This is a genomic window from Nonomuraea rhizosphaerae (assembly GCF_019396405.1).
Lineage (GTDB): Bacteria > Actinomycetota > Actinomycetes > Streptosporangiales > Streptosporangiaceae > Nonomuraea > Nonomuraea rhizosphaerae.
In genome coordinates this window covers 1-14,679 of sequence record NZ_JAHKRL010000272.1, presented here as the reverse complement: position 1 = coordinate 14,679, position 14,679 = coordinate 1, and the positions used below count along the sequence as shown (strand labels likewise).

Here is a 14,679-nt window from a genome sequence, read left to right as displayed (position 1 = left end):
CCCGAGTCGGTGAAGCGCCCGTTCCCCTCCCACGCCGCGAACCCCAGGACGAACGTGCTGATCAGCCGCCCGACGCGGGGCACGTCGGCGTCCGGCACCCCGGCGTCGAGCAGCGCCTGGTAGATCTGGTCGACGACCCACACGCCGTCCGGCGTGGCCGACGGCCGCGCGAGCAGGAGCCCGAACACGGCCGGATGGTCGCGGGCCAGCCCCCGGATGCCCCACGCGAGCGCGTTCAGCCGCTCCTCCCAGGACGCCCACGACGGGCTCTGCGGCAGGGAGCTGAGCACGCGGCCGACGATCCCGTCCAGCAACTCATTCTTGTTGCGGAAATATCCGTAGATGGCCATGGGGGTCAACCCGATCCGATCCGCGACCGCCCGCATGGTCACGGCGTCGAGCCCGTGCTCGTCGGCGATCGCGATGGCCGCGTCGAGGATTTCCGGCTGTCGTTCGGTCTTGAGCTTCCGCACCTCGGCAGTCTACATTGTAGAGCAGTCTACAACGTAGACCGATCATGGATGGAGGGCGGGATGCTCAAGGCGACGAACCTCGTCAAGCGTTACGGGGAGATCACCGCGCTGGACGGCTTCGACCTGGAGGTGGAGCCGGGGGAGATAGCGGGGCTGGTGGGGCACAACGGCGCGGGCAAGACGACCTTCTTCGAGATCGCCGCGGGCCTGGTCAGCCCCGACGCCGGAGACATCCGGGTCGAAGGGGTCATCGGGGTGGCACCCCAGCAGCTCGCCCTCTACCCGAGCGTCACCGTGCGCGAGACGCTGCGCCTCTTCGGCGGCCTGGCCGGGCGGAGCGGGCAGGCGCTCAAGGAGGCCATCGACCGCGTGGCCGAGGAGATGGTGCTGACCCGCGAGCTGGACCGCCGGGTGAGCGTCCTGTCCGGGGGCCAGCAGCGCCGTACCCAGGCCGCCACGGCGCTGGTGGCCGACCCCGAGGTGCTGCTGCTGGACGAGCCCACCGTCGGCGCGGACCCGGAGACCCGCGCCGCGCTCCTGGCCGCCGTCCGCCGCCGCGCCGAGCGGGGCGTCACGGTCGTCTACAGCACCCACTACCTGCCCGAGCTGGCCGAGCTGGGCGCCACGATCGCCGTCGCCAGGAGCGGCCGGGTGATCGCCAGGGGCGCCGGCGACGAGCTGCTCAAGGGCCTGCCGGGCGAGGTGACGATCACCCTCGACGACGAGCGGCTCACCGTCACCACCGCCGATCCCACCGCCACCCTGGCCGAGCTGCTGCGCGGTCTCGACCGCCCGGTGCGCGGCGTCGACATCCGCCAGCCGTCGCTCGACGACCTGTACAGGGAGCTGTCCCGTGTCGCGTGACTCGCTCCGCCGCATCGCGGTCCTGGTCCGGCACAACACGCTGCTCCGCAGGCGCGACCCGGCCCACCTGGTCAGCTACCTGGTGATGCCGATGGTGCTCATGCTCGTCTTCAAGTCCATGATCGGGCCGGCCGATCAGGTGGTGACGGGGCTGCTGGTGATGTTCTCGGTGCTGTCCATGGCGGACGTGGCCACGGCCATGCTCACCGAACGCGTCTGGCACACCTGGGACCGCGTCCGGGCGACGCGGGCGCGCGTGCCCGAGCTGATCGTCGGCAAGACGCTGCCCGTGTTCGCCATCCTGGCCTTCCAGCAGGCCGTTCTGATCGGGTACGGGATCGTCGCGGTCGGCATGCGGCCCACCGGCCCGGTGTGGGTGATCGCGCTGGCCGTCGCCGCGTGGTGCTTCGCTCTGCTCGGAGTGGGTACGGCACTCGCCGGGGTGGTGCGCAGCCACGGGGAGCTCAGCACGCTGTGCAACGTCGGCGCGCTGTCGGTCAGCGCGCTGGGCGGGGCGCTGGTGCCGTACGCGCTGATGCCGTCGTGGGCGCAGACGATTGCCCCGATCTCGCCGGGGTACTGGGCGACGACCATGCTGCAGGCGGCCGTGAAGGGCGACGTCGCGGGCACCGCCGGCCCCGCGGCCGTGCTGATCGCCCTGGGCGCGGTGGCGGGGGCGTTCGCCTGCTGGCGCTTCGCCAAGGGCTGGGGCCGGACGGCCGTCCTTTAGGAGGAATATCTGCCCGATTCCGGGCAGGATATTAGGCGTGACGGGTTCTGGCTGCGTAATGTCCTCATCTGTGTCCCTGACACGGCATCCCTACGAAGACCTTGTCGTCCACCTCACCAGGACCAGCAATCTGGGCCCGGGTGAGGCGGCGCGTGTGGTGGCCGACGTGCTGTCGTACTTCTCCGAGACCTCGGAGCAGTTCGTCCGGCGGCGCCACGGCGAGCTGAAGGCCCGCGGCCTCACCAACGACCGGATCTTCCCCCGGATCGCCACGGAGCTGCCCGCCCGCCGGGTGGCCGCCCCGGATCTGTCCCTGCGGCAGCTCCGCCGCATCGTGTACGGATAGTCAGCGTGTACGGATAGAGGAGACGAAGATGTGCGGAATCGTGGCCTATGTCGGCCCGAAGGACGCGGCGCCCATCCTGCTGGAGGGCCTGCAGCGGCTGGAGTACCGGGGCTACGACTCGGCCGGCGTCGTCGTCTCCAACAAGGGCCTGAAGGTGCGCAAGGTCAAGGGCAGGGTCGCCGACCTGGCCAAGGTCATGCCCGCGAGGTTCAAGGGCACCCTCGGCATCGGGCACACGCGCTGGGCCACCCACGGCGTGCCCAGTGACGTCAACGCCCACCCGCACCTGTCGTCCGACGAGCGCATCGCGGTCGTGCACAACGGCATCATCGAGAACGCCGGCGAGCTGCGCGCCAAGCTGATCGCCGACGGCGTCCTGTTCGCCTCCGAGACCGACACCGAGGTGCTCGCGCACCTGATCGCGCGTACCGCCGAGGAGACCGAGTCGCTGGAGGAGGCCGTACGCAAGGCGCTCAAGTCGGTCGTCGGCACCTACGGCATCGCGGTCGTCGACTCCGAGCGGCCGGGCGAGGTGGTGGTGGCCCGCAACGGCAGCCCGATCGTACTGGGCATCGGCGAGAAGGAGATGTTCGCCGCCTCCGACGTGGCCGCCCTGGTCCGCTACACGCGCCAGGTCGTGCACCTGGAGGACGGCGAGCTGGCGGTGCTCAAGGCCGACGGCTTCCACACCTTCGCCAGCGACGCCCGCGAGACCGCCAAGGAGCCGCTGACCGTCGACTGGGACGCCGGCCACTACGACACCGGCGGCTACGAGCACTACCTGCTCAAGGAGATCTCCGAGCAGCCGGAGACGGTCACCCGCACGATGAGCGGCCGGCTCGACGAGCGCTTCCACATCGCCCACCTCGGCGGCCTGAACATGGACGCCCGCGAGACCCGCTCCTTCCGCCGGGTGAAGATCATCGGCTGCGGCTCGGCGTACTACTCGGGCCAGATCGGCGCGCAGCTCATCGAGGAGCTGGCGCGCATCCCGGCCGACGCCGAGCCGGCCAGCGAGTTCCGCTACCGCAACCCGGTCGTCGACCCCGACACGCTGTACGTCGCGATCAGCCAGTCGGGCGAGACCTACGACACGCTCGCCGCGGTGCAGGAGCTCAAGCGCAAGGGCGGCCGCGTCATCGGCATCGTGAACGCGGTCGGCAGCGCCATCGCCCGCGAGGTGGACGGCGGGGTCTACCTGCACGCGGGGCCGGAGGTGTCGGTCGCCTCCACCAAGGCGTTCACCTCGACGTCGCTGGCGTTCGCGCTGCTCGCGCTGCACTTCGGCCGGGTGCACGACCTGTCGCCGGCCGACGGCCGCCGCATCTGCGAGGGCCTGCGCCGGCTGCCGCGCCAGATCGAGGAGATCCTCACCCAGGGCGACAAGATCGCCGAGCTGGCCAAGAAGTACGCCCACCACCCGAGTATGATGTTCGTCGGCCGGGTGCGCGGCTACCCCGTGGCCCGCGAGGGCGCGCAGAAGCTCAAGGAGATCTCGTACGTGCACGCCGAGGCCTACCCGGCCAGCGAGCTCAAGCACGGCCCGCTCGCGCTCATCGGCCCCGAGATGCCGACGGTGGCGATCGTCCCCGACGACGAGCTGCTGGACAAGAACCTCACCACGCTCGGCGAGATCCGCGCCCGCGGCGGGCAGGTGCTCATGGTGGGCCACCGCGAGCCGGAGTCGAAGCTGGCCGACGACGTGATCGTGGTGCCCAAGAACGAGATCGAGCTGGACCCGATCCTGCTGACGATCCCGCTGCAACTGCTGGCCTACCACGCCGCCGTGGAACTCGGCCGCGATGTGGACAAGCCACGCAACCTTGCCAAGAGCGTCACAGTCGAGTAACTGATAGGACACCCCGGCCACACTGGGCACACAACCGCTGTTCAGTGCCTCGACAGGACTTAAGATCGAAACTGTGTCTGAGTCTAACGCTCACACGCCAAACCTCGCACGCATGTACGATTACCTGCTCGGCGGCACGGACAACCATGCCGTCGACCGCGAGGCGATCGACCGGCTCGCGGCGCTGGTGCCGCAGGCCGTCCCGCTCGCGCGCGCCAGCCGGGCCTTCCTGCAGCGCGCGGTCCGCCACCTGTCGGAGCGGGGTGTCCGCCAGTTCCTTGACCTGGGCAGCGGCCTGCCGACCCAGGGCAACGTGCACGAGGTGGCGCCGCAGGCCAAGGTCGTCTACGTCGACCGGGACCCGGTCGTCGCCGGCCACGCCAGGGCGCTGCTGGAGAAATCCGGACGGGCCGTCTTCGTCCAGGCCGACCTGCTCGAACCCGACGAGCTGCTGGCCCAGGCGGCCCGGTTCCTCGATCTGAAGGAGCCGGTGGGCGTGCTGCTGGTCTCCATCCTGAACGTGATCCCGGACGCCCGCGACCCGCAGAAGATGGTCGCCAGGCTGCGGGACGTCATCGCGCCCGGAAGCTATCTGGTGCTCACCCACGCGACCTCCCGCGTGCGGTTCGAGGGGGCCGGGCGGGCCCCGGGCGGGACTGGCGGGACGGACAGGACGCCGCGGGAGATCCGTGCCTTCTTTGGCGATTTCGAGCTGGTCGAGCCGGGGCTGGTGCACGCGCCCGACTGGCGTCCGGACCGGCCGCGGCTGGTGAGTGAGCCTTCGCTGCCCTCGTACCTGCTGGCCGGGGTGGCCAGGAAAGACGACGAGTAAGTGTCCCGATTTTTCGTGATGATGGCTGTTCACGGCACCCCTGAGTAACCGTACGTTATTTGGTAATAACTATGGGTAGTTGATGTGGGGGCACGGCAGGGGGACGCCATGCGCAGACGGCGGTTCTTCGCGTTCGGCCTGGGGGTGGCGGCCTGCGCGGCGGGCTGTGGCACCGAGCGCAGCCGGCTGAGCGCGGCCGGGACCCTGGCCAGATACACGATCGTCCCGGGTGACCCCCGCTGGTCCCGCGTCGCCCGCGTGCTGGGCGGCGCCGTACGGGACGGGGAGTCCGTCCTGGTCGGTGGGCCGCCGGGCGTCAGGATCACCGTGACGGGCCTGCCCGCCCTGGCCACGGCCGAGGTGAACGAGGGGCCGTCCCTGATCGGCAGCACCACGCCCCTGGCCAGGCTCGGCGGCAAGGTGGAGGCCGTCCTGGTGTCGGCGAACTCCAGGTTCAGGACGTTCGAGCAGTTCGGCGCGCACCTGCGGGCCCGTCCCGACGGCACGCCGCTGGCCGGCGGGCCCCCGGGGGAGCCCGACCACCTGCTGTTCGGCATGATCGCCAAAGGGCTCGGCGCCGACGCCCGCCAGCTCGACTACACCGGCTTCGCCGGCGGGTCGGAGGCCGCCTCCGCGCTGCTCGGCGGCAAGGCCGCCGCCGCGACCGGCGCGCTCGCGGACTGGCGCGACCCGATCGCCAGGGGCTGGGTGCGGGTGCTGGCCGTCTCCAGCGCGCGCCGCGTGCCGGGCGTCGAGGCCCCGAGCCTGCTGGAGTGCGGCGTGCGGGTCGACTTCGCCGACTGGTGCGCGGCCGTCGGCCCCGGCGGGATGAGCGACGACGGCAGGGCCGCGGCCATCCGGCTCTGCGAGACGGTCACCGGCTCGGCCCGCTGGCGCAGGGCGTGCCGCGCGGGCGGCTGGACCTCGATCCCGCTCAGCGGCGACGACTTCACCGTGTGGCTCACCTCCGAGATCGGCAGGACCCGTGCCGTACTCAGAGATCTTGGCATGCTCACCATGTCCGACACAACATGCTGGGGTAGTTGCGAGCACGGCCACTAGATGTAGGATCCTGCTCGTCGCTGGTTCGCCCCTCGGGGCGGAGTGAAAGGGAACCCGGTGCGATTCCGGGGCTGCCCCGCAGCGGTGAGCGGGAACGACCGCCGTCACGAGCACTGGAGAGATCCGGGAAGCGACGGCCAGTAGGAGGCGCCCAGGAGACGGGCGCCGGGCCCGCGAGCCCGAAGACCTGCCCGCGACGACGGGGGAGCCGTCCGGCTCCGCCGTCCGATGTGTCCAGGGCCTCGAGGGAGGGTCCGGGGGCCACGCGGCTTGGCGTCCGCTGTGCTCTCGCGCGCCCTCATCGGGGACGAGCGCGAGGAGTGAGGCAGATGCTGGAAGTAGCGGATCGGCGACCGGCGGTCCCGGACCGGCGGCTGGCCATCGAGGAGGCCGCCGCCAAGGTGATCGCCGATCCGGCCAACTCCCGGATCGCCGCCGGACTGCTGGCCGAGGAGATCGCGGAGGAGGCGGCCGGGCACGGGGTGCGGACCTTCTCCGAGTCCGTCGCCGCCACCCACGCCGCCGGGCTGGTCCAGGACTCGCTCGCCGCGTTCGTCGGCGCCCACGCCGCCGAGCTGGACGCGCTGGTGTCGCCGGAGGCCGACAGCCGCTTCGAGTACTTCGGCCTGCGCACCGTTCACGATCGCTACCTGCTGCGCCACCCCGAGACACGGGCGGTGCTGGAGCGGCCGCAGCACTTCCTGCTGCGCGTGGCCTGCGGTCTGTCGGAGACGGTCGCCGAGGCCGCCGAGCTGTACGGGCTGATGTCCACGCTGTCGTACCTGCCCAGCTCGCCGACGCTGTTCAACGCGGGCGCGCGCCGCCCGCAGCTCTCCTCGTGCTTCCTGCTCGACTCGCCGCGCGACGAGCTGGAGTCGATCTACGACAGGTACGGCCAGGTCGCCCGGCTGTCGAAGTACGCGGGCGGCATCGGCATCTCGTGGACGCGGGTGCGCTCGCGCGGCTCGCTCATCAGGGGCACGAACGGGCACTCCAACGGCATCGTCCCCTGGCTGCGCACCCTGGACTCGTCCGTCGCCGCGGTCAACCAGGGCGGCCGCCGCAAGGGCGCGGCCTGCGTCTACCTGGAGACCTGGCACGCCGACGTCGAGGAGTTCCTGGAGCTGCGCGACAACACCGGCGAGGACGCCCGCCGCACCCACAACCTGAACCTGGCCAACTGGGTGCCGGACGAGTTCATGCGCCGGGTGGAGGCGGACGAGGTCTGGTCGCTGTTCGACCCGAAGGAGGTGCCGGACCTCACGGACCTGTACGGCGACGCCTTCACGACGGCATATCGCGCTTACGAGGCCGCCGGGCGATATATCCGACAAATACCCGCCCGCACCCTTTATGGCCGCATGATGCGCACCCTCGCCCAGACCGGCAACGGCTGGATGACCTTCAAGGACGCCGCCAACCGCACCTCCAACCAGACCGGCCGCCCCGGCAACGTCATCCACCTGTCCAACCTGTGCACCGAGATCCTGGAGGTCACCAGCGACGGCGAGACGGCGGTGTGCAACCTCGGCTCGATCAACCTCGCCGCCCACCTCAGCGGCGACGGCATGGACTGGCCGAAGCTCGCCCGGACCGTACGCACGGCCGTCCGCTTCCTGGACAGGACCATCGACCTGGGCTTCTACCCGACCCCCGAGGCCGAGGCGGCCAACAGGCGGTGGCGGCCGATCGGGCTCGGCGTGATGGGCCTGGCCGACGTGTTCTTCACGCTGCGGCTGCCGTTCGACTCGCCCGAGGCGCTGGCCCTGTCCACGCGCGTCGCCGAGGAGATCGCGCTGGCCGCCTACGACACCTCGGCCGGCCTGGCCGCCGAGCGCGGCAGGCACCCCTCCTACGACGAGACCCGGGCGGCCGGGGGAGTGCTGCACCCCGACCACTACGCCGCCGCCAGCTCGGAGCGCTGGGAGGCGGTGCGCGCCAAGATCGCCGCGAACGGGCTGCGCAACTCCCTCATGGTCGCCATCGCGCCGACCGCCACCATCGCCTCGATCGCCGGCTGCTACGAGTGCATCGAGCCGCAGGTGTCCAACGTGTTCAAGCGCGAGACGCTGTCGGGCGAGTTCTTGCAGGTCAACCGCTACCTGGTGGCCGACCTTCAGGCGCGCGGGCTGTGGACGCAGCGGATGCGCGACGACATCAAGCGGGCCGACGGCTCGATCCAGGACGTCCCCGGCATCCCCGCCGAGCTGCGCACGCTCTACCGCACGGCCTGGGAGCTGCCGCAGAAGGCGCTGGTGGACCTGGCGGCGGCCCGGCAGCCGTACATCGACCAGTCGCAGTCGCTCAACCTGTTCATGGCCAGCCCGACGATCGGGAAGCTGTCCTCGATGTACGCCTACGCCTGGAAGAAGGGCCTGAAGACCACCTACTACCTGCGCTCCCGGCCCGCCACGCGCATCGCCCAGACGACCGTCACCACCGGCACCGTCACCACCGTCACCACCGGCACCGTCACCAGCGCCCCGGCGGACGCGGTGGCCTGCTCGCTGGAGAACCCCGAGACCTGCGAAGCCTGCCAGTAAGGAACCATCACCTGATGCTGCTCGACCCCGGCATGGACCTGACCCTGCGTCCCATGCGCTACCCCGACTTCTACGAGCGCTACCGCGCCGCCATCCGCAACACCTGGACGGTCGAGGAGGTGGACCTGCACACCGACCTCGCCGACCTGGCCAGGATGACGCCGCAGGAGCGCCACCTGATCAACCGGCTGGTCGCCTTCTTCGCCACCGGTGACTCCATCGTGGCCAACAACCTCGTCCTGAACCTCTACCAGCACGTCAACGCCCCCGAGGCGCGCCTGTACCTGAGCAGGCAGCTCTTCGAGGAGGCCGTGCACGTGCAGTTCTACCTGACGCTGCTCGACACGTACCTGCCCGATCCGGACGAACGGGTCAAGGCATTCGCCGCCGTGGAGCACATCCCGTCCATCCGCGACAAGGCGGAGTTCTGCTTCCGGTGGATCGACTCGATCAACGGGCTGCGGCGGCTGGAGACGGCCGACGAGCGGCGGCAGTTCCTGCTCAACCTGATCTGCTTCGCCGCCTGCATCGAGGGGCTGTTCTTCTACGGGGCCTTCGCGTACGTGTACTGGTTCCGCTCCAGGGGCCTGCTCAGCGGGCTGGCCACGGGGACGAACTGGGTCTTCCGCGACGAGTCCATGCACATGGAGTTCGCCTTCAGCGTGGTCGAGACCGTACGGGCCGAGGAGCCCTCGCTCTTCGACGACGAGCTGGGCAAGCAGGTCACCCGGATGATCGAGGAGGCCGTCGAGGCCGAGCTGGCCTTCGCCCGCGACCTGTGCGGCGACGGCATGCCCGGGATGAGCGTCGAGCAGATGCGCGACTACCTGCAGTACGTCGCCGACCAGCGGCTGGTCAGGCTGGGGCTGCCGCAGCGGTACGGCACGGCCAACCCGTTCGGCTTCATGGAGCTGCAGGACGTGCAGGAGCTGGCCAACTTCTTCGAGCGGCGTGTCTCCGCGTATCAGGTGGCGGTTGAGGGCAATGTGACGTTCGACGAGACGTTCTAGGACAAATATAAGGAGGCGTCGACTCGTGCGGTCACCGGCCGACTGGCCCGTTCTCGCCGTCTCGGTGGTGGGAGCCGTGCTGCTGGTGGAGGTGTTCAGGCGGCTGCTGTCGCGGGCGGGCCGCCGATGGGGGCTCGCCCGGCACCTGGTCGAGCACTGCACGTGGTCGGCGTTCTCGGTGGCGGTCGTGGTGGCCTGCAACGTGGCGTTCGCGCCGGGGATGCTGGGCGTCTCGACGGGTGAGCGTGAGCTGGCCGCCACCGTCGAACGGGTGCTCGGCCTGGCCACGATCGCCACGGTGACCTGGCTGGTGGTGCAGGCCACGTACGCGCTGACCGACGTCGTGCTGGACCGGCTGGTGCTCGTCGAGGGCGAGCGCAACCGCCGGGCGCGGCGGATCATGACGCAGATCGCGCTGGTCCGCCGCGTCGCCGCCGTGACCGTCATCGTGATCGCGCTGGGCGCGATGCTGTTCTCGTTCCCGCAGGTCAGAGCCCTGGGCGCCGGGCTGCTCGCCTCGGCGGGCATCGCCGGCGCCGTCGTCGGCATCGCCGCCCAGTCGACCATCGGCAACATGCTGGCCGGGCTCCAGCTCGCCTTCAGCGACGCGCTCCGGCTGGACGACGTGGTCGTGGTCGACAACGAGTGGGGCCGGATCGAGGAGCTGACGCTCACGTACGTGGTGCTGCGCCTGTGGGACGAACGGCGGCTGGTGCTGCCCGTCTCCTACTTCACCCAGAACCCGTTCGAGAACTGGACCCGGCACGGCAGCCGGGTGGTGGCCGTGGTGTTCCTGCGCGTGGACTGGTCCGTGCCGGTGGACCGGCTGCGCGAGGAGTTGCACCGCTTCATCCAGCAGAACCCGCTGTGGGACCAGAAGGACTGGACCCTCCAGGTCACCGACGTCCTGCCGAACGGGCTGGTCGAGCTGCGGGCGCTGATGAGCGCCGCCGACTCCGCCTCGGCCTGGGACCTCAAGTGCGACGTGCGGGAGCATCTGGTCACGTACGTACGGGAGAACTTTCCGGAGTCGCTGCCCCGCTTCCGTATCGAGTCGCCGGAGACCCGGGCCGGCGTCCCCTGGTCGGCCACCCGCGAGTGAGGTTGGCCAGCAGCACGCCCGCGCCGCCCACGAGCAGGCCCGCGACCGCGAGCGGGTGCAGCGCCTGGCCCACCAGCAGCCACGCCATCACCGCCGTGACCGGCGGCGTGAGGAAGAACACCGTGCTCACCCGGCTGGCCGGCGCGTTCTTCAGCATGGTGTTGAGCAGCAGGAACGCCCCCACCGAGTTCACCAGCACCAGCCAGGCGACCGCGCCGGAGAAGGCCGGCCAGTCCGTCACCCGGGGCGTCTCGAACACCAGTGACGCCGCCCCGGTCAGCGGCGCGCTGATCAGGAACTGCGTCGCGGTGCCCGTGCGCACGTCCATGTCCCCGGCGTACCGCTTCTGGTAGACCGTCCCCAGGCTCAGCGCCAGCAGGCCGGCCACGCACAGCAGCACTCCGGCCGGCGAGAAGCTGAGCCGGTCGGCCACCGCCAGCCCCACCCCGGCCGCGCCGAGCCCGAACCCCAGCCACTGGCGCGGCGTCACCCGCTCGCCCAGCAGCCGCCCGGCCACGAGCGCGATCAGCACCGGGTTCAGGCCCTGCACCAGCGCCACGACGGCGGCCGGCACGCGCAGGTCGATCGCCGCGTAGAACGCCGAGAACTGCACCGCCTGCACCAGGATCCCGGACACGATCACGTGGACGAGCTGCCGCCCGCGCGGCCACGGCGCTCTCACCGCCAGCGCGAACGCGCCCAGCAACAGGCCCGCCAGCGCGAACCTGGCGAAAATCAGCAGCAACGGGGGCGCCGATCCGACGCCGATCACCCCGGCGATGAACGCGCTGCTCCACATCACCACGAACAGGGGCGGCACAACCTTGGTCATCCTCATGTCCTTCCATAACCACCCAGACAGGTTATTCAACTGTCCTGCCGGACGCATAACCTGTCAAGGCGGTTATCATGGGGGTGTGAAGAACTACCTGTTCGTCAGCGGCGACCTGGCGCTCGACCTGGTGGGCACCCTCCAGCACCGCCGGTCCGACCGCCGTGAGCTGCTGCTCGACCCCGCCGACCTGGCAGGCTGGACGGCCGAGGCCGGGATCCTCGACGCCCCGCCCGCCGTCGACGCCCGCGGCCTGGAGGCGGGCAAGGCCCTGCGCGAGGCCGTCTACCGGCTGGCCTCGGGGAGCGGGCTGCCCGAGGACCGCGCCCTGGTCAACCGGGTCGCCGCCGGGCCGCCCGTCTCCGTGCGCCTGACCGGCGGCGGCGGTGTCGAGCGGGCCGGGGACCTGGACGCCGTCCTGTCGACGGTGGCCAGGGCGGCGGTCGAGCTGCTCGGCGGCACGCGGGTCGTCAAGGAGTGCGAGGGCGAGGAGTGCACCCGCCTGTACGTGGACACCTCGCGCGGGTCGGTGCGGCGGTGGTGCGACATGGAGCAGTGCGGCAACCGCGCCAAGGCGGCGGGGTTCCGCGCCCGCCGCGCCCGCTCGGCGACCCGCTAGGGCTGAGCGGCGTCCTGACGGTCAGCGCCGTCCCGGCGTTCCCTGACGTCCTGGCGTTCGCCGGCGTCCCGGCCTCCGGTGGCGTCCGGGCCTTCGGCGGCGTTCTGGCGTCCGGTGGCGTTCTGGCGTCCGTGTCGCCTCAGCCGCCACACTGTCACGGCCGCCACCGCTGCGGCCGCCAGCCCCACCACGGCCAGGTCCGGCAGCACCTCCTGCGCCTGCACGGCGAGGCCCTCCAGCCGCTCCTCCCACGAGTCCGGGATCGGCACCGCCAGCGCCCGCGTCCCGTCGGACAGCAGGAACAGCGCCCCCAGCCCCCCGAACACCAGCCCCGACAGCAGCGACGTGGTGTGCGTCCGCAGCCGCCCCACCCGCAGGCCGCGCCCCCGCAGCCACCGCCTGCCGCCCAGGTCGTACCGCTGCCACACCCCCGACAGCACCAGCAGCGGCGCCGCCATCCCCGCCGCGTACAGCGCGAGCAGCACCGCCCCGCGCAGCCCGTCACCCGAGGCCGCGGCCACGGTCAGCACCGCGCCGAGCACCGGCCCCGCGCAGAACCCGGCCAGCCCCGACACCGCCCCCAGCGCGACCACCGCCCACGCCGAATCCCCGCGCAGATGCCCCCGCAGCCGCTCCAGCGGCCCGAACGCCCATCCCTGACCGGCCACCTGAAGGACCCCGAGCCCGATCAGCGTCCACCCCGCCACCGCTACCAGCAGCTCCTGCCGGCCGTAGAACAGGCGGCTGACCTGCGCGGACCCCATCCCCAGCGGCACCAGCACCGCGCACAGCCCCAGGTAGAACAGCAGCGTGCGGCCCAGCAGCTCGCGGCGGCCCGGGAACGCGTAGGCGAAGAACGCCGGCAGCAGCAGCGCCCCGCACGGGCTGACCAGCGAGAACAGGCCACCCAGGAACGCGGCCGCGTACCCGATGCCGCTCACCCGTCGCGCCGGGCCTTCTCGATCGCCCGCTCGAAGGCGGCCACCGGCTGCGCGCCGAACAGCAGCTTGCCGTTGATCAGGAACGCCGGGGTGCCCGGCATCCCCAGGTCGAGCGCGAACCCCAGATCGCCGTCCACGGCCTTCCGCACGGACGAGGCGCGGCGGTCGGCGTCGTACCTGGCCAGATCGAGACCGATCCTGGCGGCCACGGAGCGCAGGTAGGCGTCGGTGAGGCCGGGCTGCTTGCCCGCGTACAGGGCGTCGTGGAACTCCCAGAACTTGCCCTGCCGCGACGCCGCCCGCGCGGCGAGGGCGGCCCGGGTGGAGTCGCGGCCCCTGATGGGGTAGTCGCGCCAGAACATCCGGACGACGCCGGTGTCCAGGTAGCGGGCCTTCAGCTCGGGCTCGATCCGCTGGGCGAAGCGGCGGCAGTTCGGGCACTTGAAGTCGCCGAACTCCACGATCGTCACCTTCGCCTGCGCCGAGCCCTTGGCGAGGTTGCCGTCCACGGGAGGCGGCGTGGGCCCCTCCCAGACGGGAATCGTGGACGTGGGGGAGGGGGAAGGGGACGGGGTCGCCGAGGCCGGCGCGCTCGCTCGCGCGGCCGGTGTCGCGTCCGCCCCCTTGACCGCCATGGGCGGCTCGTCCTCCCGCTGTGCCTGCAGCGCGGCCACCCCCAGCACGACCACCACCGCGGCCCCCGCGACCGCCCCCAGCACCACCCGGCCCCGCGCGCCCTTGACGCCCCTGTCGCCCCTGTCGCCCTTGTCCGTGTCCACCTCTACAGCTCCAGCCCCTTCATGTCGAAGACCGGCCGCACTTCCACGTCGTTGAAGGCCGCGTCGGGCACCTTGGCCGCCCACTCGACCGCCCGCTCCATTCCCTCGCACTCGACCAGGTAGAACCCCGCCAGGTGCTCCTTCACCTCCGCGAACGGCCCGTCGCTCGTCACCGTCCTGCCCTCCCGCACGCTCACCCGCTTGGCCAGCTCCTGGCCCACCAGCCCTTCGGACACGACCAGCTCCCCGGACGCGGCCAGCTCCTCGCTCAAGTCCCGATGCCCCTGCCCGAACGCCATCCGCTGCTCGTCGCTCAACGTCTCCCAGTGCGCCCTGCTCGTCGGGTTGCTGTAGATCAGAATCAGGTACTTCACCCGTCACCCCTTTCCCGGCTCTCACTATGTCGTACGCGAAAAATACGTGGCACGGTCGTAGATCACCCCGCTACCGTGGACAGCGTCCGCCACGACAGGAAGGAAGCGACGTGACCCACGCGAAGTCCCTCGACCTACTTCCTGAGCTCCTCGGGCCGGGCTCCGGGTGATCCCTCGCAAGAGAGACACCGCGTAAGCCGCCCGGACATCGACCCGAGGCGGCTTTTCTCATCCAAGGACGACGGCCCCCGGAAAAGGGGCCGCGGGCCTCGGTCTGACCGACGGGAATGGCGCCCCCCGGCCGGACACAGCCCTCGCCCCGG

15 protein-coding genes and 1 riboswitch are annotated in these 14,679 nt (G+C 71.3%); of the genes, 10 read left to right on the top strand and 5 right to left on the bottom strand.

The genetic code is table 11. From position 1 onward, the window contains the following. Positions 1-473 (bottom strand): TetR/AcrR family transcriptional regulator (locus tag KME77_RS13555; protein WP_219466637.1); only part of this gene is annotated, 473 nt, incomplete at its 3' end. Between the two features lie 60 nt (positions 474-533). Between KME77_RS13555 and KME77_RS13550 the strand changes: the two genes are divergently transcribed. The 9 genes from KME77_RS13550 to KME77_RS13510 all read left to right on the top strand — a co-directional run bounded on the left by KME77_RS13550 (position 534) and on the right by KME77_RS13510 (position 10,811). Beyond that, positions 534-1,337, top strand: coding sequence for an ABC transporter ATP-binding protein (locus KME77_RS13550; RefSeq protein ID WP_219466635.1), 804 nt, complete (start codon positions 534-536; stop codon positions 1,335-1,337). Continuing rightward, the gene (locus KME77_RS13545) at positions 1,327-2,067 is read left to right on the top strand and encodes an ABC transporter permease (RefSeq protein WP_219466632.1); all 741 of its coding nucleotides are present in this window, start codon (positions 1,327-1,329) and stop codon (positions 2,065-2,067) included. Before KME77_RS13550 ends, KME77_RS13545 begins: the two co-directional genes overlap by 11 nt. Positions 2,068-2,137: 70 nt before the next feature. After that, positions 2,138-2,413 carry a hypothetical protein gene (locus tag KME77_RS13540; protein ID WP_443679457.1) on the top strand — a complete coding sequence of 92 codons (276 nt, stop codon included), beginning with the start codon at positions 2,138-2,140 and terminating at the stop codon, positions 2,411-2,413. Between the two features lie 28 nt (positions 2,414-2,441). Beyond that, positions 2,442-4,262, top strand: coding sequence for a glutamine--fructose-6-phosphate transaminase (isomerizing) (gene glmS, locus KME77_RS13535; RefSeq protein WP_219466625.1), 1,821 nt, complete (start codon positions 2,442-2,444; stop codon positions 4,260-4,262). 73 nt (positions 4,263-4,335) lie between these two features. Beyond that, entirely contained in the window at positions 4,336-5,094 is a 759-nt protein-coding gene (locus tag KME77_RS13530; RefSeq protein ID WP_308250690.1) for an SAM-dependent methyltransferase, read from the top strand. A 108-nt stretch (positions 5,095-5,202) separates the two neighbouring features. Then, on the top strand, positions 5,203-6,156 hold the full coding sequence (locus tag KME77_RS13525) for a type 2 periplasmic-binding domain-containing protein (RefSeq protein ID WP_219466621.1): 954 nt from the start codon (positions 5,203-5,205) through the stop codon (positions 6,154-6,156). 4 nt (positions 6,157-6,160) lie between these two features. Continuing rightward, positions 6,161-6,365: riboswitch (cobalamin riboswitch) on the top strand. 120 nt (positions 6,366-6,485) lie between these two features. Beyond that, positions 6,486-8,699, top strand: coding sequence for a ribonucleoside-diphosphate reductase subunit alpha (locus KME77_RS13520; protein WP_219466619.1), 2,214 nt, complete (start codon positions 6,486-6,488; stop codon positions 8,697-8,699). Positions 8,700-8,713: 14 nt separating this feature from the next. Beyond that, entirely contained in the window at positions 8,714-9,709 is a 996-nt protein-coding gene (locus tag KME77_RS13515) for a ribonucleotide-diphosphate reductase subunit beta (protein WP_219466617.1), read from the top strand. A gap of 25 nt (positions 9,710-9,734) precedes the next feature. After that, a complete protein-coding gene (locus KME77_RS13510) occupies positions 9,735-10,811 on the top strand; it encodes a mechanosensitive ion channel family protein (protein WP_219466614.1) in 1,077 nt (358 codons plus the stop codon). Here KME77_RS13510 and KME77_RS13505 read toward each other — a convergent pair. After that, complete coding sequence (locus KME77_RS13505) at positions 10,711-11,643, bottom strand: DMT family transporter (protein WP_219466611.1); 933 nt, start codon at positions 11,641-11,643, stop codon at positions 10,711-10,713. The two genes, KME77_RS13510 and KME77_RS13505, sit on opposite strands and share 101 nt — an antisense overlap. Before the next feature lie 85 nt (positions 11,644-11,728). On the opposite strand from KME77_RS13505, the gene KME77_RS13500 reads away from it, so the two are divergent. Next, positions 11,729-12,262: a CGNR zinc finger domain-containing protein gene (locus KME77_RS13500; protein ID WP_308250689.1), complete on the top strand. Its 534-nt coding sequence runs from the start codon at positions 11,729-11,731 to the stop codon at positions 12,260-12,262. Here the strand turns inward: KME77_RS13500 and KME77_RS13495 are convergent. Genes KME77_RS13495 through KME77_RS13485 form a run of 3 tightly spaced genes read right to left on the bottom strand, consistent with a single transcriptional unit; the run spans position 12,259 to position 14,356 of the window. Continuing rightward, positions 12,259-13,203 carry a cytochrome c biogenesis CcdA family protein gene (locus KME77_RS13495; protein WP_219466606.1) on the bottom strand — a complete coding sequence of 315 codons (945 nt, stop codon included), beginning with the start codon at positions 13,201-13,203 and terminating at the stop codon, positions 12,259-12,261. The genes KME77_RS13500 and KME77_RS13495 overlap by 4 nt on opposite strands. Beyond that, a complete protein-coding gene (locus KME77_RS13490; protein ID WP_219466601.1) occupies positions 13,200-13,982 on the bottom strand; it encodes a DsbA family protein in 783 nt (260 codons plus the stop codon). The genes KME77_RS13495 and KME77_RS13490 overlap by 4 nt, the downstream gene beginning before the upstream one ends. 2 nt (positions 13,983-13,984) lie before the next feature. Further along, positions 13,985-14,356, bottom strand: a complete 372-nt coding sequence (locus KME77_RS13485) for a YciI family protein (protein WP_219466599.1) — start codon at positions 14,354-14,356, stop codon at positions 13,985-13,987. Between the last annotated feature and the right edge of the window lie 323 nt (positions 14,357-14,679).

Excerpts from the sequence above, each read along its gene's own strand:
- KME77_RS13525 (WP_219466621.1), top strand. The coding sequence starts at position 5,203 with ATGCGCAGACGGCGGTTCTTCGCGTTCGGCCTGGGGGTGGCGGCCTGC.
- KME77_RS13550 (WP_219466635.1), top strand. The coding sequence starts at position 534 with ATGCTCAAGGCGACGAACCTCGTCAAGCGTTACGGGGAGATCACCGCG.
- KME77_RS13520 (WP_219466619.1), top strand. The coding sequence starts at position 6,486 with ATGCTGGAAGTAGCGGATCGGCGACCGGCGGTCCCGGACCGGCGGCTG.
- glmS (WP_219466625.1), top strand. The coding sequence starts at position 2,442 with ATGTGCGGAATCGTGGCCTATGTCGGCCCGAAGGACGCGGCGCCCATC.
- KME77_RS13515 (WP_219466617.1), top strand. The coding sequence starts at position 8,714 with ATGCTGCTCGACCCCGGCATGGACCTGACCCTGCGTCCCATGCGCTAC.
- KME77_RS13505 (WP_219466611.1), bottom strand. The coding sequence starts at position 11,643 with ATGACCAAGGTTGTGCCGCCCCTGTTCGTGGTGATGTGGAGCAGCGCG.